A 22,206-nucleotide genomic window follows, 5' to 3' on the forward strand; every position below is an offset into this window, starting at 1 on the left:
ATCCCTTCGGTCATATCCGGGGCCCGTCGGGGCCGTCGCCTTCGTCCCCGCCCAGGGCCGCGCCGATCGGCACCGCGAACGCGATGCCGGCGAACGCCTCGTCGCCGCCCGGGTCGGCGATCGAGACGACGATCCCGACGACCAGGCCGCGGGCGTCCAGGAGGGGGCCGCCGGAGCTGCCCGGGTTCACGGAGGCGTCGAACTGGATGAGCCCGCTCAGGTCGCCCTGCTCCGCGGACCGGTCCAGCCCCGACACCACGCCGGTGGAGACGCTGTACGTCAGTCCCAGCGGGTTGCCGATCGCCACGACGGGCGCGCCCACGGCCACGCCGCCGCCGAGCGTCGCCGGGACGACGATCTCCGGCAGCTTCGCGGGCGTGAGCGTCGCGACGTCCCGCTTGGGGTTCGACGACGCGACCACGGCCTTCGCCTTCGTGCCGTCGGCGAACGTCAGGTTGACGTCCTTCGCGCCCTTGACGACGTGGTGGGCGGTCAGGATCGTGCCGTCGTCGGCCGCGATCACCCCGGTGCCGAGCGACTTCCCGGCCTGGATGACCACCACCGACGGCCCGACCCTCTTGTAGACGTCGGGCACCGTGAGCGTCGCACTGGGCGTCGGCGTGGGGCTCGGCCTGGGCGCGGCCTCCTGGCCGCTCCCGTCTGCGCTGCCCAGCCAATACGCCAGCGCCGCGACGACGACGAGCGCACCGGCCCCGGCCACCGACCGCCGCGCCCTCCCGGCCACGGCCTTGCGAGCCTCGGCCGCACCAGCCGCCTGCGGCACGTGCTCCATCGCTCCATCGTCATAAAAGTCAGCTCAAAGTGCCACAAACTTCACCTGAGAACTCCATGAGAACCGGTCCCGCGTCAGCCGGCCTGGAGCTCGGCCGGCAGGTCCCGGCAGTACGTGAACTCGGCCGCCGGTTCGGCGACCGGGCGTGCGGAAACCGGGCTAGCATCGTCCGCCATGACCGACTCTTCCTCCTATCTGACTGCCACCGCTCAGGCCTACGACGCCATCGCCGTCGTCTACGCCGACTTCGCCCAGGGCGAGCCGAAGTTGCCGCTGGACCGTGCGATGCTGGCCGCGTTCGCCGGCTCCGTACGGGACGCGGGCGGCGGGACCGTGGCGGAGCTGGGGTGCGGGCCGGGGCAGATGACGGCGCATCTGCGGGATCTGGGGTTGACCGCCTTCGGGGTCGACCTGTCGCCGGTGATGATCGACCTCGCCCGGCAGGCCTATCCCGATCTGCGCTTCGAGGTCGGTTCGATGACGGCGCTGGACCTCGCCGACGGCGAGCTCAGCGGCATCCTGTCGTGGTACTCGATCATCCACACGCCGCCGGAGGAGTTGCGGCCGTACTTCGCCGAGTTCCGGCGGGTGCTCGCTCCTGGAGGGCACCTGCTGCTCGGGTTCTTCGAGGCCGAGGGCGGGCCGGTGACGGCGTTCGACCACAAGGTGACGACCGCTTACCGGTGGCCGGTCGACGACCTGGCGAAGCTGGCGGCGGAGGCCGGGTTCGTGGAGGTCGGGCGGATGTTGCGGGAGCCCGAGGCGGAGGAGCGGTTCCGTCGGGGCAACCTGCTGCTGCGCGGCTGAGCCTGCCGGGCCGGTCGGAAACGTGGCATGATCAGGCGCCATGGGTGCCAAAGTCGTGGCGGTCGTCGCCCTGATTCTGATCGGCTCCGGCGTTCTCACCGGGTTCCTCCCCGTCACGTCCGGCGGGCAGGACTGCGGGTCGGCGTTCGTCGAGGCCGTGCCGGACGATGCCCTTCCTTCGATCGCCTCCTACGCGCGCCTTTTCCTCTCGGACGGCTGTACGGACGTCCGGAGCCTGGTGCGGATTCCGGCGATCGTGCTCCTGGCGGCCGGCGGCGCGGCGCTCTGCGCCGCCGGCACGTTGCGCTGGCGGATCAGCCTGGCGAGAGGCTGAGCTCTACCTCATTTCTCCGTCCACCGCTCGTACATGCCATCCCCCGGCAGCACCCAGGTCTTCGCGCCGGCGGGGCGGTCGATCGCGCGCAGCAGGGTCGCCTTGCCGGTCTTGGGAGAGAGGCGGTAGACCGCCACTCCCGCCTTGGTCTTCGAGCGCACGATGACCTGCCCCGACCGGTCGAAGTCGAGGTCGTGGATGCGCCCGCCGCGCGGCAGGCGCGCCGTCACCGTGCGGCCGAGCTTGCCGGTGCGCACGTCGAGCAGGCGGAGCTTGCGGTCGCCGACGGGCACCGCCGCCGTCACGTAGTCGTTCGCCAGCGCCGCCGGCGCCTGCTTCGACTTCAGCCGCGTACGGGCACGCATCCTCTGGTCGAAGACCACCAGCCGTTCACCGCCCATCAGCATCCGCTTGCTGTCCGGGCTGAAGCCGTGGAAGCCCCACACGTCCGGCGACTGCGGGCCGCGCAGCGTCCTGCCGGTCCGCACGTCCGCGATCACGCCGATCCCCGGCCCCGAGGTCTCCATGACCACGAACCTGCCGTCGTCCGACACCTGCGGCCACTCCTCGTAGATCGCGTACGCCTTGATCCCCCTGGCCACCACCCGTTCCCTGCCGTGCACGGTCCGCTCGACGAACAGCCCATCCCGTTTCCGGAAGTAGAAGAAATGCCGCCCGTCCCCACTGATCAGGAACGCCGCCCTGGCGCCGGGGTTGACGGCGTCGGCGGGGGCCTTGGCGAGCGCCTCCGGCACCTGCACCACCTCTCCGCCGGCGAGCACGAGCTCCCAGGTCTCGGTGCGGTACTGCGCGTAGGCGATCAGGTCCGCCGCGGTCGCCTGCGCCGGTTGTGCGGTCAGCGCCACAGAGGTCGTGAAGGTCACAGAAGCCAGGAGGAGGGCCGCCAGTAATTTCATGCTCTATGGGATGCCGGAATGGCCTCTCCGGTTCGGCGGGACACCGCACGTCGGGCAGTCGGGCCGCTGCCGGACGGCTCGCGAGCGGATCTCCAGCGGCCAGAAGTCCACCTCGCTCCACCGGTCGCCGAGCGCCGGCGGCAGCCCCGCCAGGATGCGGATCGCCTCCCAGGCCAGGATGTTGCCGACAAGGCCGGACAGCGCCCCCATCGCGCCCGCCTTGTCCCGCTTCCCCACGACGGTCTCCATGCCGTCCCGCCCGTGATCGGCGAACGTCTCCGCTCGTACGCAGGACCAGCAGGCGGTCCGGCCGGGGACGATCGAGGTGCCGAGGACGCCGATGTGGTAGGCGTAACCCGTCCCCATGATGTGTGGGATGTCCGGCCAGCAGGCCTCGCTCACCCAGCCGGCCACGTCGTTGGGGGTGGGCAGGTCGGCCGCGTTGATGACGATGTCCGCGCCCTTGACGACGTCGGCGAGGTCGCCGGCGCCATCGATGCGCCGCGCCACGGCCTCGACCTCGATGAACGGGTTGACCTCGCGCAACCGGGCGGCCGCCGCGTCCGCCTTGGGCACGCCCAGGTCGGCCATCCCGAACAGCACCTGCCGGGTGAGGTTCGAGACCTCGACCCGGTCGAAGTCGCAGACGCGGATCCGGCCGACGCCCGCGCCGGCCAGCGCGAGCGCCACCCATCCGCCCAGCCCGCCGACCCCGCAGACGACGGCGGTCGCGTCGCCGAGGCGCCGCTGGAGTGCGGCCCCGCTCGTCTCCGGCGACCAGCCCTGGTCGCAGAAGTCCTGGAACAGCCGTAGTTGCCGGTCGTAGAATTCGGCGCGCGCGGTGCCTAAAAGACGAAATTCCCGCTCGGGGTCGGCGACCCGGCTCAACAGCCCTTCGCGCTCCAGGATTTGCACGACTTCCGCCACCCGCTCCCGGGCGTCGGGATGGCCGCCACAGGCGAGAGCGCCGATCTCCGCGATGGTGCGGGTGCCGTCGAGAAGCACCACCACGTCTTTCACGAATTCGTCGCAGGCGAATCTCTTCACGGTCCGGTCGGCCAGGCACAGGAACAGCAGCGTGCCGCCGTCGGCCTGCACGATGACGCTGTCACGCAGGCGTGGGCGCGGTGCGGTGTCGGCCACGGACGTGCCTCCTACGAAGGTGTGGGTGAAGCCGGGAATGCTTCACCCACAGGACGCTACCCGAGCCGACGTTTCAGTTTCCGTGGGAGTTCGACGCGGTCACCGCCCCGACGCGCAACGGGACTTCTTCCACCTTCACCATCACCGGGCGTCGTTCCATCGCTACCCTTTCTCCTCTGATATTCTCCCGCGCATATCATGCCGAGTTCGAGGTTGCCTGACAAAGAGACTTACTGAGTATTCTTCACCAAGAAAACTCGTCGAGTTCGCGCACGGCCTGATCGAGCTCGTCGGCCACCCCGCGCCGCAGCAGCCGGGCGTAGAGCCCCTCGCCCGCGTGGCCCAGCCGGCGGATCAGCGCGGCCCGCTCGGCCATCTGCGCCTGCACGTTCCTGACCAGCGCCTCCGGCCGGCCCGCCCACCCGTAGGCGTCCAGGAACCGGCGCAGCCTGGCGGGCCGGGCCTCGAACGCGGTGAACCCCGTCGAGGCGTCCACGTGCCGGGCGTGCAGCGGCACCCAGCAGTGCGCCACCAGCGCCACCTCGGCGTCCACCGTGGTCGGTCCGGCGAAGTCCCAGTCGAAGAACCCGGTCAGCCGCCCGGCCCGGTAGGCGGCGTTGGCGGGGCCCGCGTCGTTGTGCCCGATGATCAGGCCCGGCGACCAGCGCCTTCCCGAGCGCCAGCGGGCGCCCGGGGGCGGCACGAAGTCGGCCACGACCTCGTGGTAGGCCCGCAGCCACCGCGCCACCTGCACGAGCGTGTCCTCGGTACGGGTCCACGACGGCCACACCGCCGCGTCCCCCATGGTGTCGCCCTCCAGGTACGTGAGCACCTCGTACCCGCCCTGGTCGATGCCCAGCACGCGGGGAGCTCCCTCGAAGCCCTTGCGCTCCAGGTGGCGCAGCAGCTCGTGGACCGAGGCCGTCCACTCCCTGACCGGCCGCCGGACGGTGGCGCCCACGCGGACGGCACCGACGTCGTTCCCCCCGCCGAGCGGTTCCCCCGTCATGAGGGCATCGTGCCTGGCGGCCTGGCACCCATCAAGGCCCCATTTCCTACCACGTGGTAGAAATAGGGAATGCATGTGGTTCCGCTCCCCCGTGACCTGTCGCCCGCCGGCCAAGGCGTCCTGGAGCTCGGCGGCTCGCCGCGGGTCGCCGTGCCGTCCGAGGGCCTGCTCGGGCTGGGGCGGGTCGTCGCCGCTCTGCTCGGCGGGTCCGCGCAGGTGGGCGGGGCGGCGGAGGTCACGCTCGCGCTGGGCAAGGGCGACGGCGAGGAGTACGAGCTCGTGGTGACGGCGGCGGGGGCCACCGTCACCGCCGGGTCGGCGGAGGGGCTCTTCCGGGGCGCGACGACCGTGGCGCAGCTCGTCACGGAGGACCGCACGGTGCCGTGCGTGCGGATCGGCGACGGCCCCGCCCTGGCCTGGCGCGGGTTGTCGCTGGACGTGGCGCGCCACTTCTTCACCGTCGAGCAGGTCAAGAAGGTCATCGACCTGCTGGCGTTGTACAAGTTCAACGTCCTGCACCTGCACCTGACCGACAGCCAGGCCTGGCGGCTCCAGATCACCGCGTGGCCCCGGCTCACCGGCCCGGAGCGCTACACGCACGACGACTACCGGGAGATCGTCGCGTACGCGGGGGAGCGTTTCGTCACGGTCGTGCCCGAGATCGACATGCCGGGGCACGTGCTGGCCGCCGTGCAGGCGTACCCCGAGCTCGGGGGCGAGGACGAGCCGGCCCATCCGCTCATCCCCTTCCTCGACCCGCGGGCGGAGGTGACGTGGCGGTTCGTGGCGGACGTGCTCCGCGAGGTCGCGGCGCTCACCCCGGGCCCGTACCTGCACCTCGGCGGCGACGAGGCGTTCGGGATGCCGCACGAGCTGTACGCGGCGTTCGTCGCCCGCGCGCTCGGCCTGGCCAGGGCGACGGGGAAGCGGGTCGTGGGCTGGCAGGAGGTCAGCCGCTCGGGGGCGCTGACCCCTGCCGACATCGCGCAGTGCTGGATCGGCGACGGGGACGCCTTCGACCCCGAGGCGGCACGGAAGGCGGCGCCGCCGGAGTACCTCCCGCTCATCGACATCGCGGCCCGCTCGTTCGAGCAGGCGCCGCACGACGTGCCCGGCGCGGTGGCGGCGGGGGCGGCCGTGCTGGCCTCGCCGAGCCGGGTGCTCTACCTCGACCGGCGTTACGGGGAGCCGTCGGCGCTGGAGGAGCAGAACGAGCGGCGGGAGCGGGTCGGGTTCGCCTCCTACCGGCCGATGACGAGCCGGGAGTACTTCGGCTGGCGGCCGGGCGAGCTGGTGGAGATCCCCGCCGGCGCGCGGCTGGCCGGCGTGGAGGCCGCCATGTGGTGCGAGACGGTGAAGAGCTTCGACGACCTGGCGTTCCTGCTGCTGCCCCGGCTGGCCGGGATCGCCGAGAAGGCGTGGACGGAACGGGCCACCACGTGGGAGGACTACCGGGAGCGGGTGCGCACGCACACCTCCTGGTGGCAACGCCTGGGCTGGGGCGGTTACTACCGGTCGACCGATCTGTTCGAGTAGGACCTACCGGTCCGCCGAGCTCTTCGCGTAGGCCTCGAACGCCTCCCGCCGGGCCCGCTGCGCGGCGACGTCGGCGACCGGGGCCGCCAGCAGCAGACCGCGCGTGTACGGGTGGCGTGGCTCGCCGGTCACCGCGGCCACGGAGCCGGTCTCCACGATCTCGCCCCGGTGGATGACGGCCACCCGGTGCGCCATGAAGCGCACCACCGCGAGGTCGTGCGAGACGAACAGGTAGGAGACCCCCGACTGCTGCTGGATCTCCCGCAGCAGGTCGAGCACCGTCCGCTGGGTGGTCAGGTCGAGCGCGGAGACCGGCTCGTCGCACACGATGAGCTTGGGGTCGATCGCCAGCGCGCGGGCGATCGCCACCCGCTGCCGCTGCCCGCCGGAGAACTCGCGCGGCAGCCTCCGCGCCGCGTCCGCGGGCAGGTGAACGCGGTCGAGCAGCCGGGCCACGCGCTCGCGGGCGTTGCGGGCGCCCAGCCCCAGCAGGGGCTCGGCCAGCGTGTCGCCGATGGTCCGCGAGGGGTTCAGCGAGGTGTACGGGTCCTGGAAGATGACCTGCAGGTCGCGGGCAAGCTCCCGGCGCCGCCGGCCGGTGAGGCCGTCGATGCGCCGCCCGCCGAACGTGATCGTCCCCGACGCCACCGGCGCGAGCCCGAGGACGGCCCGGCCGATCGTGGTCTTGCCGGAGCCCGACTCCCCCACCAGGCCGAGGGTCTCGCCGGGCGCGATGTCCAGCGACACCCCGCGCAGCACCTCCGTACGCGGCGCCCGCCACCCCTTGCCGGGGAAGGAGACGTGCAGGTCCTCGACCTTGAGCAGGGCGTTCACGAAACCTCCAGCACTGCGCCGAGCAGCTTGCGGGTGTAGGGGTCTTCGGGGGCGCTCAGCACCTGCTCGGCGGTGCCGGTCTCGACGATGCGGCCCTCGGACATGACGGCGACCCGGTCGCACAGGTCGGCGACGACCCCCAGGTTGTGGGTGACGAGCAGGACACCGAGGCCGCGCTCGGCCTGCAGCCTGCGCAGCAGGCCGAGCACCTCGGCCTGGACCCTGACGTCGAGCGCGGTGGTGGGCTCGTCGGCGATGAGCAGCTTCGGGTCGCACGACATGGCTCCGGCGATGAGCACGCGCTGGGCCATGCCGCCGGAGATCTCGTGCGGGTAGGAGCGGAAGGCCCGCTCCGGATCGGCGATCTCCACCTGCGCCAGCAGCTCCAGGACCCGCGCGCGCGCCTCGGCCCTGCTCAGGCCCAGCTTGTGGCGGATGGGCTCGACGAGCTGGCTGCCGATCGTGAAGGCGGGGTCGAGGTTGCTCATGGGCTCCTGGGGGACGTACGCGACCACGGTGCCGCGCAGCGCCCGGTGCCGCCGCTCGGGCAGGCCGACGATCTCCTCCCCCTCGATCGTGATGCTGCCGCGGGCGATCCGGCCGTTCTCGGGCAGGATGCCGAGGACGGCGAAGGCGGTCTGGGTCTTGCCCGAGCCCGACTCGCCGACCAGCCCGACGATCTCCCCGGCCCGTACGTCGAGGTCCACCCCGTGGACGACCTCGCGTCCCGGGTAGGCGACGGCCAGGTCGCGTACGGACAGCAGGCCTTCGCGCGGCTCGTGCACCGCGGCGGGCGCCTGAGCGGGCACGGGCGCCGAAGGCCTGTCCTCCAGCGCGTCGCGCAGCGCGGCGGCGAGCAGCACCAGCGCGCCGCTGGTGAGCCCCAGCGCGAGGCCGGGCCAGAGCAGCAGCAGCGGCTCGCGCTGGATGTTCTTGAACGCCTCGTTCAGCATCGCGCCCCACGTCGGCACGTCGCCGCTGCCGATGCCGAGGAACTCCAGCCCTGCCTGCAGGCCGATGGCGATGCCCGAGACGAGCGCGATCTGGATGATGATCGGGGCGCGGACCACGACGAGGATGTGGCGGGCCACGATCCTGGTGTCGCTCAGCCCCGACACCCGGGCGGCGTCCACGTACAGCTCGTTGCGCACCCCCGCGACGATGCCGCGTACCAGGCGGAAGAAGGCGGGGGCGACCAGGAAGCCGAGCACCACCATGAGCACCCACACGGTGGAGCCGAGGATGGCCCGGGAGGCGAGCAGCACCACCATGGCGGGCAGCGCCATGATCAGATTGACGGTCCAGCTCGCCACCGAGTCGAACCAGCCGCCGTAGTAGCCTGCCAGCAGCCCCGCCGGCACGCCGAGCGCGAGCGCGACCGCCAGGGCCAGCGCCGCGCCGCCGAGCGTGTTGCGGCCGCCGTGCAACAGGCGCGACAGGATGTCCCGGCCGGCCGAGTCGAAGCCGAGCGGATGGCCCGCCGACGGGCCGGCGAAGGCGTCCCGCAGGCTGGACGCGTCGGGAGCCTGCGGGCTGAGCGCGGGCGCGAACAGCACCCCGAGCAGGATCGCGGCCAGGACGAGCGCGGAGGCCAGCCCGAGCGGATGCCGCAGCGTCCGGGAGAGCGTGTTCATGCGATCCTCGGAATGCGGGAGAGCGGGTTCATGCGATCCTCGCCTTCGGGTTGAGCCAGCCGATGAGGATGTCGACGACGAGGTTGACGGCGATCACGCCGATCACGGTGAGCATGACCAGCGCCATGATGATCGGGATGTCGCCCCGGGTGGTGTAGGTGACGGTCATGCTGCCGATGCCGGGCAGGCCGAAGATCTGCTCGACCAGGACGGCGCCGCCGAGCAGGCCGACGAACTGCATGCCGAGCACCGCCAGCGCCGGGGCCGAGGCGTTGCGCAGGACGTGCTTGAGCACGATGCGCGACGGCGGCAGCCCCCTGGCGCGCAGGGTCCGAACGTAATCCTGGCGCAGCACCTCGATCACCGAGCTCCTGACCTGCTGGGCGACGCCCGCGACGGACCCGACCGACAGCGAGAGCACGGGCAGCAGCACCGTGGACAACCATCCCGTCAACGACTCGCCGATCCCGACGTACCCGATGGCGGGGAACCACCGCAGGCGCACCGCGAAGACGAGCACGATGACCAGCGTGACCAGGAAGTTCGGCAGGGCGTACCCGAGCACGGAGAAGACCTGGACGAACCGGTCCACCGCGCCCCGCCGCACCCCCGCCCAGACGCCCAGCAGGAACGAGGCCACCGCCGTGACGAGCGTGACCCCGGCCATGAGGCTGATCGTGACGGGCAGCCGGTTGGCGATGGCGCGCACCACGTCCTCGCTGGTGAACCAGGACGTGCCGAGGTCACCGCGGACGGCGTGGGCGAGCCAGTCCAGGTACTGGACGAGGACGGGGCGGTCCAGGCCGAGCGCGGCGTTCTTGGCGTCCACGAGGTCCTGCGACGCGCTCTGCCCGAGCAGTTGCCTGCCCACGTCGAGGTCCGGGATCGACAGCAGCGTGTAGGAGAGGAAGGAGATCACGAGCACGAGGAGGGCCCCGGCCGCGATCCTGCGGACGACGAAGCTCAGCATCACTGCGCGGGCGCGTAGTTGTAGATGGCGGGCACCGCCATGCCGTCCTGCGGCTTGATCGTCACGCTTCCGTCCGAGACGTGCAGGTACGTCATCCGGTAGAACGGCATGAACCAGCCGTCGGCGACCAGGTGCTCGTTGAGCGCCTGCAGGTCGGCCTTCGCGTCCTGCGCCGAGCTGCCCTGGATCTTGGGCAGCAGCCTCTTCACCGTGTCGTCGGTGTAGCCGAACATGTTGAAGGCACCGGGCAGCACCACCTCGCCGACCGCGACCCAGTCGGCCGACGACTGGCCCATGTTCATGACCATGGCGGAGTAGGCGCGGTCCTTGAAGATGCGCTGGACGGCGGAGCCGGGGTCGAGGTCGTCCCAGACCAGCTTCACGCCGACCGCGCCCAGATCGGACTGGAGCGAGGCGGCCAGCGCGTCGGGGACGATGGCCGGGATGCGCGGCAGCTTCAGCGTGAAGCCGCTCTCGTGGCCGGCCTCCTTGAGCAGCGCGCGGGCCTTGGCCTGGTCGAAGCTGTAGTACGTGTCCAGCTCCGGCTTGTAGGCAGCCGTGGCGGGGCCGAAGACCTGGCTGGTGACCGCGCCGCGGCCCTGGCGGATCTTGGCCAGCATGGTCGGGCGGTCGATCGCGTAGTTCAGCGCCTGCCGTACGCGGGGGTCGCGCAGCTCGGGCGTGACCGCCCCGGCCCGGTCGAACAGGAACACGCCCTGGAAGTCGAACTCCTGCTTGGCCGTCTTCACCTTGGGGTCGCTCTCGACGCTGATCTGCTGGTCGGCGTCCTGGATGAGGGCGGCGTTGAGCTGGCCGGTCTTGATGCCGTTGACGATCGCGGTCTCGTTGTCGAAGTAGCTGATGGCGATCGTGTCGTACGGGAGCCTGGCGCCCCAGTAGCGGGCGGTGCGGGTGAACACCCACTTCGTGCCGATGACGGTCTGGCTCGGGTCCAGCTCGTACGGGCCGGTGCCGCCCGGCCTGGTCTTGAGCGTGTCGTCCTGGGCGAAGTCCTTCGGGTTGGCCATGAGGCCGGCGGCGTCGCTCAGGTAGTACAGCATGGCCGGGTTCGGCTTGCTGAGGACGAGCGTGACGTGCGTGGGGTCGACGACCTCGATGGACTTGACGTCGTTCAGCGTCTTGGCCTGGGCGCCGCCGCCCTTGCGGAAGCGCTCCATGTTCGCCTTGACGGCCGCGGCGTCGAACGGCGTGCCGTCGTCGAACTTCACGTCGCCGCGCAGGGTGAGGCTCAGCTCGGTGAGCTTGTCGTCGTACTTCCACTCGGTGGCCAGCATCGGGCTGTAGGCGCCGTCGGGCTCGCGCTTGATCAGCGTGTCGTAGACCGCCTGGAAGAACGGCAGTGCGCTGCCGTTGGCGTCCTTGGGGTCGAGGCTCTGCGGCAGGGTCATGGTCGCGATGTTCAGGGTCGCGCGTGCGCCGCCCGCCGTACCGCCGCCGCCGTCTGGGCCGGAACAGCCGGCGATCAGGCTCGCGGTGACGAGGAGGGCTGCGGTGGCGGATCTCTTCATGGCGCTCACTCCGTCTCGTTTGCCGGGGAGCATACACCGCAAAACTAACCAGGTGGTAGGTTTAATTCGTGCGGGCTACTCTCGCCCTACCGCGGCACGTAACCGCAGCCCACGTGCCCAACACCGCAGAAAGGGCCGGCCGGTGAGCGAACCGACGCCACGTCGAGGGAGCAAGGGCGAGCGCACGCGCGCCCGCATCCTCGACTCCGCCACAGAGCTGTTCTCGCGCTCAGGCTTCCACGCCGTGTCGCTGAGGGACATCGCCGCCCACGCGGGCCTGACGCACGCCGGGCTGCTGCACCACTTCCCCGGCAAGGAGAGCCTGCTCATCGAGGTGCTCAGCCGCCGCGACGAGGTGGACGGCGAGCTGATGCACGGCCGAGACGTCGAGCTGTCACCGGAGGAACTGCTCGACCGCATCGTGGACCAGGTGGCCAGGAACATGGGCACCCCCGGCCTCGTCGGGCTCTACGTCAAGATCTCCGGGGAGGCGGCCGATCCCGGCCATCCGGCCCACGACTACTTCGTCAAGCGTTACCGCGGGCTGCGCCGGCAGGCGTCGTGGCTGCTCGGCATCCTGTTCGCGCGCTCCACGCCGCCGCTGCCGCACGATCCCGGCGCGGTCGCCCAGCAGCTCATCGCGTTGATCGACGGCCTGCAGACGCAGTGGCTGCTCGATCCCGACCAGGTGGACATGCGGGCCGCGGTGATCACGTTCCTGAGGCAGCTCGGCCTGGATCCCAAACCCTGATAAATCGAGGTATTGCATGAAACTCACCCTGGAGGAGAAGGCGTCGCTCACCTCCGGAGGCGGCACCTGGCACACCACAGCGGTCCGTGACGTGGTGCCGGCACTCACGCTCTCCGACGGCCCGCACGGGATCCGCCGCCAGCGCGACCCCTCCGAACCCTCCGGCTCCGCTGATTCCTCCGGCTCCTCCGGTGACGCGCTGGGCCTGCGTGACAGCGTGCCCGCCACGTGTTTCCCGCCCGCCGTCGCGCTCGGCTCCTCCTGGGATCCCGGGCTCGCCGGGCGCGTGGGCGCGGCGCTGGCCAGGGAGGCCGGCGCGCTCGGGGTGGACGTCGTGCTCGGGCCGGGGGTGAACATCAAGCGCTCCCCGCTGTGCGGGCGCAACTTCGAGTACTTCTCCGAGGACCCTCACCTGACCGGCGTGATGGGCGCGGCCGTGGTGACCGGCATCCAGTCGCTGGGCGTCGGGGCCTGCGTGAAGCACTTCGCGGTCAACAACCAGGAGACCGACCGCATGCGCGTCAGCGCGGACGTGGACGAGCAGACGCTGCGCGAGATCTACCTGCCCGCCTTCGAGCACATCGTGCGGGAGGCGGGGCCGTACGCGGTGATGTGCGCCTACAACCGGGTCAACGGCGTGTACGCCAGCCAGTACCGGTGGCTGCTGACCGAGCTGCTGCGCGGCGAGTGGGGCTTCGACGGGCTGGTGATGTCCGACTGGGGCGCGGTGAACGACCGCGTGGCGGCCCTGGAAGCGGGCCTCGACCTGGAGATGCCGCCCACCGGGACGGACGAGGAGATCGTCGCGGCGGTGCGCGCGGGCCGCCTGCCCGAGTCCGTCCTGGACGTGGCGGCCGGACGGGTGATCCGGCTGGCCGAGCGGGTACGCGCCCGGCCGGGACGCCTTGCCGGGCGGGTACGCGACCGGGCCGGGCGGCTGGACGCCCAGGCCGAGCAGGCCGAGCAGGCCGAGCACGCTGAGCAGGGCGAGCAGGTCGGGGACCGGGCGGGGCACGGCGGCTGGGACGTCGAGGCGCACCACGAGCTGGCCCGCGAGGCCGCCCGTGCCTCGGCCGTGCTGCTGAAGAACGACGGCGTCCTGCCGCTGGCCCCCGGGCTGCGCGTCGCGGTGCTGGGCGAGCAGGCCCGCACCCCGCGCTACCAGGGCCACGGCAGCTCCCACGTGGTGCCCACCAGGCTGGACAGCGCGCTGGATTCGCTGCGCGCGGCGATCGGCGTGACGTTCGCGCCCGGCTACCGGCTCGACGGGGCGCCCGATCCCGAGCTGGAGCGGGAGGCCGTGGAGACGGCCGCCGCCGCCGACGTGGCGGTCCTGTTCCTCGGCCTGCCGGACGCCGCGGAGTCGGAGGGTTTCGACCGCACGACCCTCGACCTGCCCGCCGTCCAGGTCGCGTTGCTGCGCCGGGTCGCCGACGCCTGCCCGCGGGTCGTCGTCGTGCTCTCCAACGGCGGCGTCGTCTCGGTCGCCGGATGGCAGGAGCACGCCTCCGCCGTGCTGGAGGGCTGGCTGCTCGGCCAGGCGGGCGGGGCCGCGCTGGCCGACCTGCTGCTCGGCACGCACAGCCCGTCGGGACGGCTCACCGAGACGATCCCGCTGCGCCTGGCCGACGTGCCCTGCCACCTGCACTTCCCCGGCTCCGACGGGCACGTCCTGTACGGCGAGGGCCGCTACGTCGGTTACCGGCACCACGACACGCTCGGCACCGAGGTGGCCTACCCCTTCGGTCACGGGCTGACCTACTCCAGCTTCGCCTACTCCGGCCTGGAGGTCCGCGAGACCGGCACGAACGAGTGGCTCGTGCAGTTCACCGTCACCAACACCGGGGAGCGGGCCGCGCAGGAGGTCGCGCAGCTCTACGTGGCCTTCGAGGAGGAGCGGCCTACCCGGCCGCGCCACACGCTGCGTGGCTTCGCCAAGGTCGGCCTGGAGCCAGGGGCGAGCGAGCGGGTGCGGCTGCCGCTCACAGGGCGGGACCTGGCCCAGTGGTCGGTGGAGCGCGGGGGCTGGCGGATCGACCCCGGCCCCTTCGTCGTCGAGGTCGGCGCTTCCTCCCGCGACATCCGCCTGCGCGCCGAGGTGACCACGCCGGGCGACGGCTACGTGGCCGAGCTGACCGGGATGTCCACGCTGGGCGAATGGCTGGCCCATCCGGTGGGCGGGCGGGTGCTGAAGGAGCGGCTGCGCGGGGCGCCGGGCGTTTCCGGGGCGGACCCGGCGCTGCTGCGGCTGGCGCTCGGCATCCCGCTGATCAAGTTCCGCACGTTCGGGCTGGGACTGACGGCGCAGGCCGTGAACGACCTGGTCGCCGCCGTCCGGCGCGCCCACTCCTGAAGGACGCGGGATTCGCCCGTTCTCCTGAAGAACTCGGGGGCACGCCGCCCTCCTGAAGGACGCGAGGACGTGCCGTCCTTCTGAAGGGCGCGAGGGCGCGTGTCCGGGCCAGGTCCTACAGGGCGTTGGCGCGGGCGACGTCGCCCAGCCAGCGGGCGCTCGGCTTGGCGTCGCGGGCGAACGTCTCCCGGTCCACCGACACCAGCCCGAAGGTCGGCGCCCACGAGCCCCACTCGTAGTTGTCCAGCAGCGACCAGTGCAGGTATCCGCGCACGTCGGCCCCCTCGGCCATGGCCACGTGCAGCCCGGCCAGCGCCGCGCGCGTGTACTCCACGCGCTCGGCGTCGTCGCCCGTGGCCACGCCGTTCTCCGTCACCAGGATCGGCACGCCGGGCAGCCGCCGGGCCGTGTGCCGGACGGCGTCGCCGAGCGCGCCGGGGTAGAACTCCCACCCGGTGAGCGTGCGCCGGGCGCCGTCGGGCACGGGCAGCGCGCCCTCGCGGCCGATCCGCACCCGCGTGTACGCCTGCACGCCGACGAAGTCGTCGCCCTCGGCGGCGTCCAGGAACCGGTCCTCCCGGGGCCACGCCCACGCGTCCCGCTCGGCCTGCGCGCCGTCCTCGGCCTGGAAGTTCTGGTTGGCGATCGTCCACCCCGACCTCAGGCCGGCCGCGCCGAGTTCCTCGCGGGCGGCCCGGTGCGCCTCGACCAGCGTGTCGGCCATCCCCTGGTCCGGGGCCGCCATGGCGCCGGCCACGCCGCCCTCCCGGTGCCCGTTCCGCATCGCCTCCGCCATCATCGCGAGCATGTTGGGCTCGTTGATCGTGCACACCCAGGGGACGCCGTCCAGGATCGGCAGCACCGCCCGCACGTACCTGCGGAAGCGCTCGACCGCCGTGCCGGACCGCCAGCCGCCCTCCCGCTGGAACCACATCGGGCTGGTGAAGTGGTGCAGCGTCACCACGGGGGTGAGCCCCCGCTCCAGGCAGCCCTGCACCATGCGGCGGTAGTGCGCGAGGTGGGCCCGCGACACCTCGCCCTCGACCGGCTCGATCCGCGCCCACTCGACGCCGAACCGGTAGGCGCTCAGGCCGAGGTCCCGCACCAGGTCGAGGTCCTCCGGCCAGCGGTGGTAGCTGTCGCAGGCGTCGCCGCTGCGCTCGGGCAGCCGGCTCTCCAGCCCCCACAGGTCGCTGGCGACGTTGTTGCCCTCGATCTGGTGCGCGCTGCTCGCCGCACCCCACAGGAAGCCCTCGGGAAACGCGATCCCCATCCCCGCCGTCCCTTCACATGCATTGGAGTCGACGCAAAACCTACCAGGTGGTTAGTAACCGCGCTCGCCACTCCACCCAAGGGATCAAAACCGCCATCGCGCCATAAAGCTAGACAAAGCGGACAAGCCACCACTAGCCTGAGGGCGCTCCAGTGGGGGCCAACTGGAGCACCAAAACTTCACGGATCCGCTCGGGCTGCGCGGCCGCGTTCCCAGTCGGCTCCAAGCCATGGACAAGAGCGCACCCTCACCATCTCCCTACGTGAGCGGATATTTCAGGAAAAGGTTGACGAAGATCGCCGCGGTCGCGGCGGCCGTCGTGGCGGTGGCGCTGCCCGCCGCCCCTGCGGCGGCCGACGACGCGCCCGACGAGCGGCCGGACGTGTCCGTCGGCACCTGGCTGGCGGCGCGTACGCAGCCCGCGGTCCAGCTGACGAGCTTCACCTACACCGGCACGGTCGCCGTCCCGACCAGCACGATCAACGAGACCGCGTTCAACGGGCTGACACAGCAGGCCGTCGAGGCCGTGCAGGCCGGCAAGATCTCCTCGGACGAACGCAGCATCGCCAAGTGGCTCTTCCAGCGGATCGCCGCCGACGTGGACACCTACCTCACCGAGACCACCCCGGAGCGTACGGTCGAGGCCGAGGTCGGCGGCCTGTGCACCGGCTGGTGGGTGACGCCCGACGGGTACATGGTGACCGGGGCCCACTGCGTCCAGGTCGGCGAGACCGAGCTCAGCCGGCTCTTCGCGCAGCAGGCGCTGGCCAAGTTCAACGAGCAGGACGCCAAGGAGATCGTCGCCGGGCTGCAGGGCATCGAGGCCGACGAGGAGATCCTCAAGCTCGCGCAGCAGATCTACGTCACGTTCAACACCGGCCACATGAAGATCCGTAACCTGCAGCAGAGCCTGTCGGTGCTGCAGAGCCTGCCGGGCGGCGGCGTGGACAAGACCGCCAAGGCGACCCCGGCGGAGCTGGTCTCGGTGGGCGAGAGCTACCCCGGCAAGGACTTCGCGCTGCTCAAGGTCAACGGCCAGCAGAACCTGCCGACCGTCCCGCTCGGCGAGGACGCCGACGTGCGCACCGGCGACACGCTGTACATCAGCGGCTTCCCCGGCCTGGTGACGAACACGCCGTTCTTCAGCCTGGAGTCGAGGCTGGAGCCGGCGCTGACCGAGGGGCCGTACAACGCCAAGCGCACCACCCAGACCGGGGTGCCGTACATCCAGACCCAGGCGCCGTCCTACCAGGGCAACTCCGGCGGCCCGGTGTTCAGCAAGGACGGCAAGGTCATCGGCATGCTGATCGCCGGCACGGTGAGCGAGGGCGGCGAGGCCTCGGAGAGCGAGAGTTTCGTGCTGCCGGTGAGCATCATCAAGGAGAAGCTCGGCGAGAAGAACGTCAAGCCCGCCCAGGGCGTGACCACCACCCGGTACAACGAGGCGCTCAACGACTACTTCCGCAACTACTTCGAGGACGCGCTGCCCAAGTTCCGCGAGGTGCAGGCGCTCTTCCCGAACCACCCGTACGTGGCCAAGTACATCAGCGACACGCAGGCGGCGATCTCGGCGGGCAAGGACGAGTCGCCCCGGCCGGTCCTCATGTGGGTGCTGATCGCGGCCGGCGCGCTGCTCGTGATCGTGCTCGCCGTGGTGCTGGTGAAGGTGCTCGGCCGGCGCCGCCGCCGCGCCGCCGCCGCGCACGCCCCGTACGGCGCGGTGCCGTCACCGCCGTGGCAGCAGCACCAGCTTCCGGCAGGTCACGCCCAGGTGTCGCCCCCGGTCCCGCCGGCCCCGGCCCCGGGCCCGTACGGATACAACGGCTCGAACTACGGTCACGGCCCGCAGCCCGCGCCTCAGCACGGGCAGGCGGGGCAGCCGTACCTCGGCGACCGGACGCGCGACGTCCGCTACGGCCAGTTCTCGCCCCCGCGGGACGGCCGTCCCTCCTGAACGTCCGCCTTCCTGACCGCTTCCAGGGTGGCCGCCAGCTCGGCGTCCGGCACGAAATGGCCGAAGGTGTCGTTCGCGAAGAAGGACACCCCGGCCACGGAGCCGGCGTGCGCCGCCAGCACCTCCCGCTGGTAGAGGTAGGTACGCCGGTCGTCCAGATAGGTCCGGTACCAGTACCAGGGATCCACGAAGTCGAGCCCGAGCAGCGGCCGCGGCCCGCCGAGCGCGGCCTTGCTCAGCAGGTTCGGCACGATCTCGGTGCGCTCGACGAGCACGGCGAACGTGCTGACCAGGATCGCGTCGAGCGAGCGGTAGGCGGCGTCGGTCATGCCCCAGGCCGCCCGCTCCACCTCGGCCCGCCAGTAGGTGTCCATCCAGTAGACGAGCCGGTCCCCCATGGCCTCCCGCAGCCGCAGGAAGAACCGCTCGATCCCGGCCGAACGCTCCGGCGTGAGCGGCGGCGCGTTGTCCGGGTGCCAGAACCCGACCAGGCCGAACTGGTTGCCGAGCATGACCCCGTCCAGCCCGAAGTCGGCCGTGAACGCCGCCGTCTGCGCGGCCACGAACTCCCCGGCCGCCAGCCCGGCCTCGATGCCGCCGGGGAAGGCGGCGTACGGGCGGGGGTCGGCCGCGAGCGGCGCGGTCACGTCGATGACGCCCGGCACGATGTGCCCGCCGGCGTCGGCGGTGCCGGTCGCCGCCTCCGGGTGCCGCTCCGTCTTCCACTCGCTGCGGCAGAACTCCGGCCCCGGCTCCAGGTACTCCAGCAGGCTCACCCGCAGGCCGCGCCGCTCGGCCTCGGCGCGCACGGCCGCGTAGACGCCGGCCAGCGTCCGGTAGTCCATCGGCTGCTCGGACAGCACGAACATGGGCCCGGCCGAGTACGGGTTGAACGAGCGCTCGCCCCCGTCGCGCACCCGGGCCAGCCAGTCGCGGTTGTGCGCCCTCGTGGCGGCGGCGGGCCCGCCGGGCGCCAGCGCGAAGCAGTTGTAGCGGGCCCAGTCGAAGTGGTGGTCCCAGGCGTCGCGGCCGGCGTAGTTCAGCACGTGGTCGCCGTTGCCGGCGCAGAACACGATCGTGACGGGCCGGTCGGCCAGCCAGTCGGCGTGGTGGTCGAAGAAGGCCGCCACCCCCGGGCCCGGATCGTCCAGATCGTCGAAGATCTTGGGGGTGATCCAGAGGCAGGCTTCCAGGTTCACTTGGCCCCTCCGAACGCCTTGTCCATGCGGCCGAGCAGGGTCGGCACGTCGATCGTCCCGTTGAACAGCTCCTGGACGGAGGTCAGGTGCTCCTGCTGCACCTTCGGGCCGGGCCAGCCCTGGTCCGGGTAGAGGGTGGACTTCCCGTTCTTGACGGCTTCGAGCACCGGCTGCTGGAGCGCGTCGGGCTGGAACGACGGGCTCGACAGCGCCGGGCTGCTGCCCGACTCCGTGGCGTACAGCGCCTGGCCTTCCGGGGAGGCGAGGAACTGCATGAACTTCTTGGCCAGGGCCGGGTTCTTGGCCTTGGCGTTGACGCCGTACACGATGCCGACCGACACCGGCAGGTAGGTCTCCTCGGCGCTGCCGGTGGCGGGGAACGGCGTCATCGAGAACGTGGTGCCCTGCGGCGCGGAGTTGAGCGCCGACTGCACGGCGGACAGCACGTGCACGGCGCCCAGCGCCTTGCCCTGGCCGAGGAGCTGCATCTGCTCGTCGTAGCCGACGCCGTTGGGGCTGTCGTTGAAGCAGCCGGACTCGCGCAGTTGCAGGTACTTCTCCATCGCCTGCTTCCACTCCGACCGGGCGAAGCTCGCCTGGCCGTCCTTCTGCTGCTGGGTGAACTGCGGGTTCGGGCCGTAGACGAGGGAGGCGGTCAGCGCGTACGGGACGAGCTGGGTGACCCACGCCGACTTGAGGCCGAGCGCGAACGCCACGACCCCCTTGGCCTTGGCGTCCTTGCAGAACGCGAGCACCTCCGGCCAGGTCGTGGGCTTGCTCAGGCCGGTCCTGGCCAGCGCCTGGTCGTTCCACACGGCTCCGATGGCGCCGATCGTCACCGGGACGGCCACCACCTTGCCCGCCGGGTCGCTGGTGACGGCCTTGAGGTCGGCGCTCAGGCCGCTCGCCCAGCCCTCGCCCGACAGGTCCATCAGCATGCCGTCGGCGCCGAGGTCGCGGACGGCCATGGTGTTGCCGCCGCCCGGCCACATGCGGAACACGTCGGGGGCCGTGCCCGAGGAGAGCTGGGTGCGCAGCTGCTGCTGGTAGGAGGCGTCGTCCTCGGTGAACGTGGTCTTGACGGTGACGCCCGGGTTGGCCTTCTCGAACGCCTCGACGGCGGCCTGGGCCGGGCCCTGTCCGGCGGCGGCGAGGGTGAGGACCTGCTCGCCGGAGGTGGCGGTGGTCTGGCCGCCCGAGGTCGAGCAGGCGCCTGCCGCGACCGCGAGGCAGCAGGTGGAGGCGAGCGTTGTGACGATCTTCTTCATGACGAACTCCAATGGGGGGTGGGGAATCAACCTTTGAGGCCGCCGGCGAAGCCCTTGATGATGTGTTTCTGCAGCGCGAAGTAGACGACGAGGATGGGGATCACGCTGATCACGAGGCCGGCGAAGATGAGGGGCCACTGCGAGACGTACTGGCTGACGAACCCGTAGATCGCCACCGGTGCCGTGGTGTTGTCGCTGCCGCCGAGATACAGCAGCGGGGTGAAGAACTCGTTCCAGATGCCGACCGCGTTGAGGATCACGACCGTGCCGGTGACCGGGCGCAGCAGCGGGAAGACCACGGAGACGAACGAGCGCACCGGCCCGCAGCCGTCGAGCAGCGCGGCCTCCTCGTAGTCGAGCGGCAGCTCGCGCAGGAACATCGTGTAGAGGAAGACCGAGAACGGGATCTGCTGCCCGACGTTGATCAGGATGACCGACCACAGCGAGCCGAGCAGGCCGAGGTCGCGCATGGTGGCGTAGAGCGGGAGCAGGGCGAGCTGGCCGGGCACGAGCAGGCCGCCGATGACGAAGGAGAACGTGTACCGCGACCAGCCCCTGGTGACGCGGGCCAGCGGGTAGGCCGCCATCGACGCGAAGCCGATGATCAGCACGACGCTGACGGCCGTGATGAGGAAGCTGTTGGCCAGCGCCGCACCGAGGCTGGCCTGGTTCCAGGCCTGGACGTAGTTGTCCAGCGTGGGCGGGAACGCGAAGGCCAGCGCCCCGCTCTGGCTGTCCTGCGGCTTGAGCGAGACGTTGAGCAGGCCGACCAGCGGCACGAGGAAGGCCAGCGCGAGCAGGATCAGGCTCAGCTCGCGCGCCAGCGTGCGCCAGGTGTATCGCGAGTGCATCAGATGCTCTTCCTCTGCGTCAGGCGGAACTGGACTCCCGCCAGGACCGCGATGACCACGGTCATGACGACGGCCAGCGCGATCGAGAACGGGAAGTCGCCGAGCGAGAACGCGCTCTTGTAGATGGCCGTCGAGATCGTCTCCGTCGCCGTGCCAGGGCCGCCGCCGGTCATGGCCATGACCTGGTCGAACTGCTTGAGCCCGCCGATGAGGCAGAGCATCACGTTGATCACGACCGCGCCGTTGAGCAGCGGCAGCACGACGCGGCGGAACTTGCTCCACGCCCCCGCCCCGTCGATGGTGGCCGCCTCCAGCACCTCGGCCGGGATCCCCTGCAGCCCTGCCAGGTAGATCACCATGGAGTAGCCGGAGAACTGCCAGACGATCTCCAGGACGATGGCGTACAGGGCCGTGTCGGGGTCGCCGAGCCAGTCGTGGGCCAGCGCGCCCAGGCCGACGGCGCGCAGGGCGTCGTTCACGGCGCCGTTGGGCGACAGCAGGAAGCTCCACACGTACCCGGCGACCAGCGGCGTGAGGACCACGGGCGCGAAGAAGATCACCCGCAGCACGTAGCGGCTCTTGACCATGCTGTTCACGCCGAGCGCGAGGAGCAGGCCGGCGATGTTCTGCACGACCGTGGCGGCCGCCGCCAGGATGAGGGTGTTGACCAGGGCGTCGAGCGCCGTGCGGTCGGAGAAGACGGAGGTGAAGTTGTCCAGGCCGACGAAGGACCAGTCGGGGCGCAGGCCGTTCCAGTCGGTGAAGGAGAACAGCGCGCCGTTGGCGCTGGGGACGACGACGATGAAGAGGTAGATCGAGATCGCGGGCACGACGAACCACCAGGGCGCGCGGACCCCGACCCGGCGGCGCTTGGCAGGGGGCTGCGGGGCGGGTTCGCGTACGCCGGGCGGTGTCGTCGTCGCTTGAGTGGCAGCCACGGGTGACTCCTCTCGCGGGGTGACCATGGATGCGCGTGGTCTGCTGGACGGAGGCGGGTTGATCGCGGGGTTGGTGATCGCGGCCTCGTCGGGGAGCGAGCCCACTCGTCGTG

General features: G+C 71.5%; 19 protein-coding genes. 6 read left to right on the plus strand and 13 right to left on the minus strand.

Annotated features, from left to right (window positions below):
* Window positions 1-10 precede the first annotated feature (10 nt).
* On the minus strand, window positions 11-793 hold the full coding sequence (locus AB0I79_RS53555) for a trypsin-like peptidase domain-containing protein (RefSeq protein ID WP_357891758.1): 783 nt from the start codon (window positions 791-793) through the stop codon (window positions 11-13).
* Between the two features lie 174 nt (window positions 794-967).
* On the opposite strand from AB0I79_RS53555, the gene AB0I79_RS53560 reads away from it, so the two are divergent.
* Window positions 968-1,600: a class I SAM-dependent methyltransferase gene (locus AB0I79_RS53560; RefSeq protein WP_357891761.1), complete on the plus strand. Its 633-nt coding sequence runs from the start codon at window positions 968-970 to the stop codon at window positions 1,598-1,600.
* Window positions 1,601-1,655: 55 nt separating this feature from the next.
* A complete protein-coding gene (locus AB0I79_RS53565) occupies window positions 1,656-1,934 on the plus strand; it encodes a hypothetical protein (protein WP_357891764.1) in 279 nt (92 codons plus the stop codon).
* 8 nt (window positions 1,935-1,942) lie between these two features.
* Here the strand turns inward: AB0I79_RS53565 and AB0I79_RS53570 are convergent, their stop codons facing one another.
* The 3 genes from AB0I79_RS53570 to AB0I79_RS53580 form a co-directional block, all read right to left on the minus strand.
* On the minus strand, window positions 1,943-2,818 hold the full coding sequence (locus tag AB0I79_RS53570; protein WP_357891767.1) for a hypothetical protein: 876 nt from the start codon (window positions 2,816-2,818) through the stop codon (window positions 1,943-1,945).
* A 36-nt stretch (window positions 2,819-2,854) separates the two neighbouring features.
* The gene (locus tag AB0I79_RS53575) at window positions 2,855-3,994 is read right to left on the minus strand and encodes a ThiF family adenylyltransferase (RefSeq protein ID WP_357891770.1); all 1,140 of its coding nucleotides are present in this window, start codon (window positions 3,992-3,994) and stop codon (window positions 2,855-2,857) included.
* Between the two features lie 244 nt (window positions 3,995-4,238).
* Entirely contained in the window at window positions 4,239-5,003 is a 765-nt protein-coding gene (locus AB0I79_RS53580; protein WP_357891773.1) for a hypothetical protein, read from the minus strand.
* A gap of 69 nt (window positions 5,004-5,072) precedes the next feature.
* On the opposite strand from AB0I79_RS53580, the gene AB0I79_RS53585 reads away from it, so the two are divergent.
* The gene (locus tag AB0I79_RS53585; protein WP_357891776.1) at window positions 5,073-6,539 is read left to right on the plus strand and encodes a family 20 glycosylhydrolase; all 1,467 of its coding nucleotides are present in this window, start codon (window positions 5,073-5,075) and stop codon (window positions 6,537-6,539) included.
* 3 nt (window positions 6,540-6,542) lie between these two features.
* Here the strand turns inward: AB0I79_RS53585 and AB0I79_RS53590 are convergent, their stop codons facing one another.
* Genes AB0I79_RS53590 through AB0I79_RS53605 form a run of 4 tightly spaced genes read right to left on the minus strand, consistent with a single transcriptional unit; the run spans window position 6,543 to window position 11,506 of the window.
* The gene (locus AB0I79_RS53590) at window positions 6,543-7,373 is read right to left on the minus strand and encodes an ATP-binding cassette domain-containing protein (RefSeq protein WP_357891779.1); all 831 of its coding nucleotides are present in this window, start codon (window positions 7,371-7,373) and stop codon (window positions 6,543-6,545) included.
* Window positions 7,370-9,007 carry a dipeptide/oligopeptide/nickel ABC transporter permease/ATP-binding protein gene (locus AB0I79_RS53595; protein ID WP_357891782.1) on the minus strand — a complete coding sequence of 546 codons (1,638 nt, stop codon included), beginning with the start codon at window positions 9,005-9,007 and terminating at the stop codon, window positions 7,370-7,372. The genes AB0I79_RS53590 and AB0I79_RS53595 overlap by 4 nt, the downstream gene beginning before the upstream one ends.
* 28 nt (window positions 9,008-9,035) lie before the next feature.
* A complete protein-coding gene (locus AB0I79_RS53600) occupies window positions 9,036-9,977 on the minus strand; it encodes an ABC transporter permease (RefSeq protein WP_357891942.1) in 942 nt (313 codons plus the stop codon).
* Complete coding sequence (locus AB0I79_RS53605) at window positions 9,977-11,506, minus strand: ABC transporter substrate-binding protein (protein WP_357891785.1); 1,530 nt, start codon at window positions 11,504-11,506, stop codon at window positions 9,977-9,979. Before AB0I79_RS53605 ends, AB0I79_RS53600 begins: the two co-directional genes overlap by 1 nt.
* A 142-nt stretch (window positions 11,507-11,648) precedes the next feature.
* On the opposite strand from AB0I79_RS53605, the gene AB0I79_RS53610 reads away from it, so the two are divergent.
* Both AB0I79_RS53610 and AB0I79_RS53615 read left to right on the plus strand, forming a co-directional pair.
* Window positions 11,649-12,257, plus strand: a complete 609-nt coding sequence (locus AB0I79_RS53610; protein WP_357891788.1) for a TetR/AcrR family transcriptional regulator — start codon at window positions 11,649-11,651, stop codon at window positions 12,255-12,257.
* Window positions 12,258-12,273: 16 nt separating this feature from the next.
* On the plus strand, window positions 12,274-14,610 hold the full coding sequence (locus AB0I79_RS53615; RefSeq protein ID WP_357891791.1) for a glycoside hydrolase family 3 C-terminal domain-containing protein: 2,337 nt from the start codon (window positions 12,274-12,276) through the stop codon (window positions 14,608-14,610).
* Window positions 14,611-14,725: 115 nt separating this feature from the next.
* Here AB0I79_RS53615 and AB0I79_RS53620 read toward each other — a convergent pair whose 3' ends face one another.
* A complete protein-coding gene (locus AB0I79_RS53620) occupies window positions 14,726-15,883 on the minus strand; it encodes a family 1 glycosylhydrolase (protein ID WP_357891794.1) in 1,158 nt (385 codons plus the stop codon).
* Window positions 15,884-16,169: 286 nt separating this feature from the next.
* On the opposite strand from AB0I79_RS53620, the gene AB0I79_RS53625 reads away from it, so the two are divergent.
* Window positions 16,170-17,837, plus strand: coding sequence for a serine protease (locus AB0I79_RS53625; RefSeq protein ID WP_357891798.1), 1,668 nt, complete (start codon window positions 16,170-16,172; stop codon window positions 17,835-17,837).
* Here AB0I79_RS53625 and AB0I79_RS53630 read toward each other — a convergent pair.
* The 4 genes from AB0I79_RS53630 to AB0I79_RS53645 are packed head-to-tail and all read right to left on the minus strand — an operon-like array spanning window position 17,795 to window position 22,093.
* A complete protein-coding gene (locus AB0I79_RS53630; RefSeq protein WP_357891801.1) occupies window positions 17,795-19,036 on the minus strand; it encodes a hypothetical protein in 1,242 nt (413 codons plus the stop codon). The two genes, AB0I79_RS53625 and AB0I79_RS53630, sit on opposite strands and share 43 nt — an antisense overlap.
* A complete protein-coding gene (locus AB0I79_RS53635; protein ID WP_357891804.1) occupies window positions 19,033-20,304 on the minus strand; it encodes an extracellular solute-binding protein in 1,272 nt (423 codons plus the stop codon). The genes AB0I79_RS53630 and AB0I79_RS53635 overlap by 4 nt, the downstream gene beginning before the upstream one ends.
* Before the next feature lie 26 nt (window positions 20,305-20,330).
* A complete protein-coding gene (locus tag AB0I79_RS53640; protein WP_357891807.1) occupies window positions 20,331-21,155 on the minus strand; it encodes a carbohydrate ABC transporter permease in 825 nt (274 codons plus the stop codon).
* Complete coding sequence (locus tag AB0I79_RS53645) at window positions 21,155-22,093, minus strand: sugar ABC transporter permease (RefSeq protein ID WP_357891810.1); 939 nt, start codon at window positions 22,091-22,093, stop codon at window positions 21,155-21,157. The genes AB0I79_RS53640 and AB0I79_RS53645 overlap by 1 nt, the downstream gene beginning before the upstream one ends.
* Window positions 22,094-22,206: the final 113 nt, after the last annotated feature.

Origin of the sequence: Nonomuraea sp. NPDC050202 (assembly GCF_040656115.1) — a bacterium.
Taxonomy (GTDB): Bacteria; Actinomycetota; Actinomycetes; order Streptosporangiales; family Streptosporangiaceae; genus Nonomuraea.

Excerpts from the sequence above, each read along its gene's own strand:
- AB0I79_RS53580 (WP_357891773.1), bottom strand. The coding sequence starts at position 5,003 with ATGACGGGGGAACCGCTCGGCGGGGGGAACGACGTCGGTGCCGTCCGC.
- AB0I79_RS53555 (WP_357891758.1), bottom strand. The coding sequence starts at position 793 with ATGGAGCACGTGCCGCAGGCGGCTGGTGCGGCCGAGGCTCGCAAGGCC.
- AB0I79_RS53560 (WP_357891761.1), top strand. The coding sequence starts at position 968 with ATGACCGACTCTTCCTCCTATCTGACTGCCACCGCTCAGGCCTACGAC.
- AB0I79_RS53640 (WP_357891807.1), bottom strand. The coding sequence starts at position 21,155 with ATGCACTCGCGATACACCTGGCGCACGCTGGCGCGCGAGCTGAGCCTG.
- AB0I79_RS53615 (WP_357891791.1), top strand. The coding sequence starts at position 12,274 with ATGAAACTCACCCTGGAGGAGAAGGCGTCGCTCACCTCCGGAGGCGGC.
- AB0I79_RS53605 (WP_357891785.1), bottom strand. The coding sequence starts at position 11,506 with ATGAAGAGATCCGCCACCGCAGCCCTCCTCGTCACCGCGAGCCTGATC.
- AB0I79_RS53600 (WP_357891942.1), bottom strand. The coding sequence starts at position 9,977 with ATGCTGAGCTTCGTCGTCCGCAGGATCGCGGCCGGGGCCCTCCTCGTG.
- AB0I79_RS53635 (WP_357891804.1), bottom strand. The coding sequence starts at position 20,304 with ATGAAGAAGATCGTCACAACGCTCGCCTCCACCTGCTGCCTCGCGGTC.
- AB0I79_RS53585 (WP_357891776.1), top strand. The coding sequence starts at position 5,073 with ATGCATGTGGTTCCGCTCCCCCGTGACCTGTCGCCCGCCGGCCAAGGC.
- AB0I79_RS53595 (WP_357891782.1), bottom strand. The coding sequence starts at position 9,007 with ATGAACACGCTCTCCCGGACGCTGCGGCATCCGCTCGGGCTGGCCTCC.
- AB0I79_RS53620 (WP_357891794.1), bottom strand. The coding sequence starts at position 15,883 with ATGGGGATCGCGTTTCCCGAGGGCTTCCTGTGGGGTGCGGCGAGCAGC.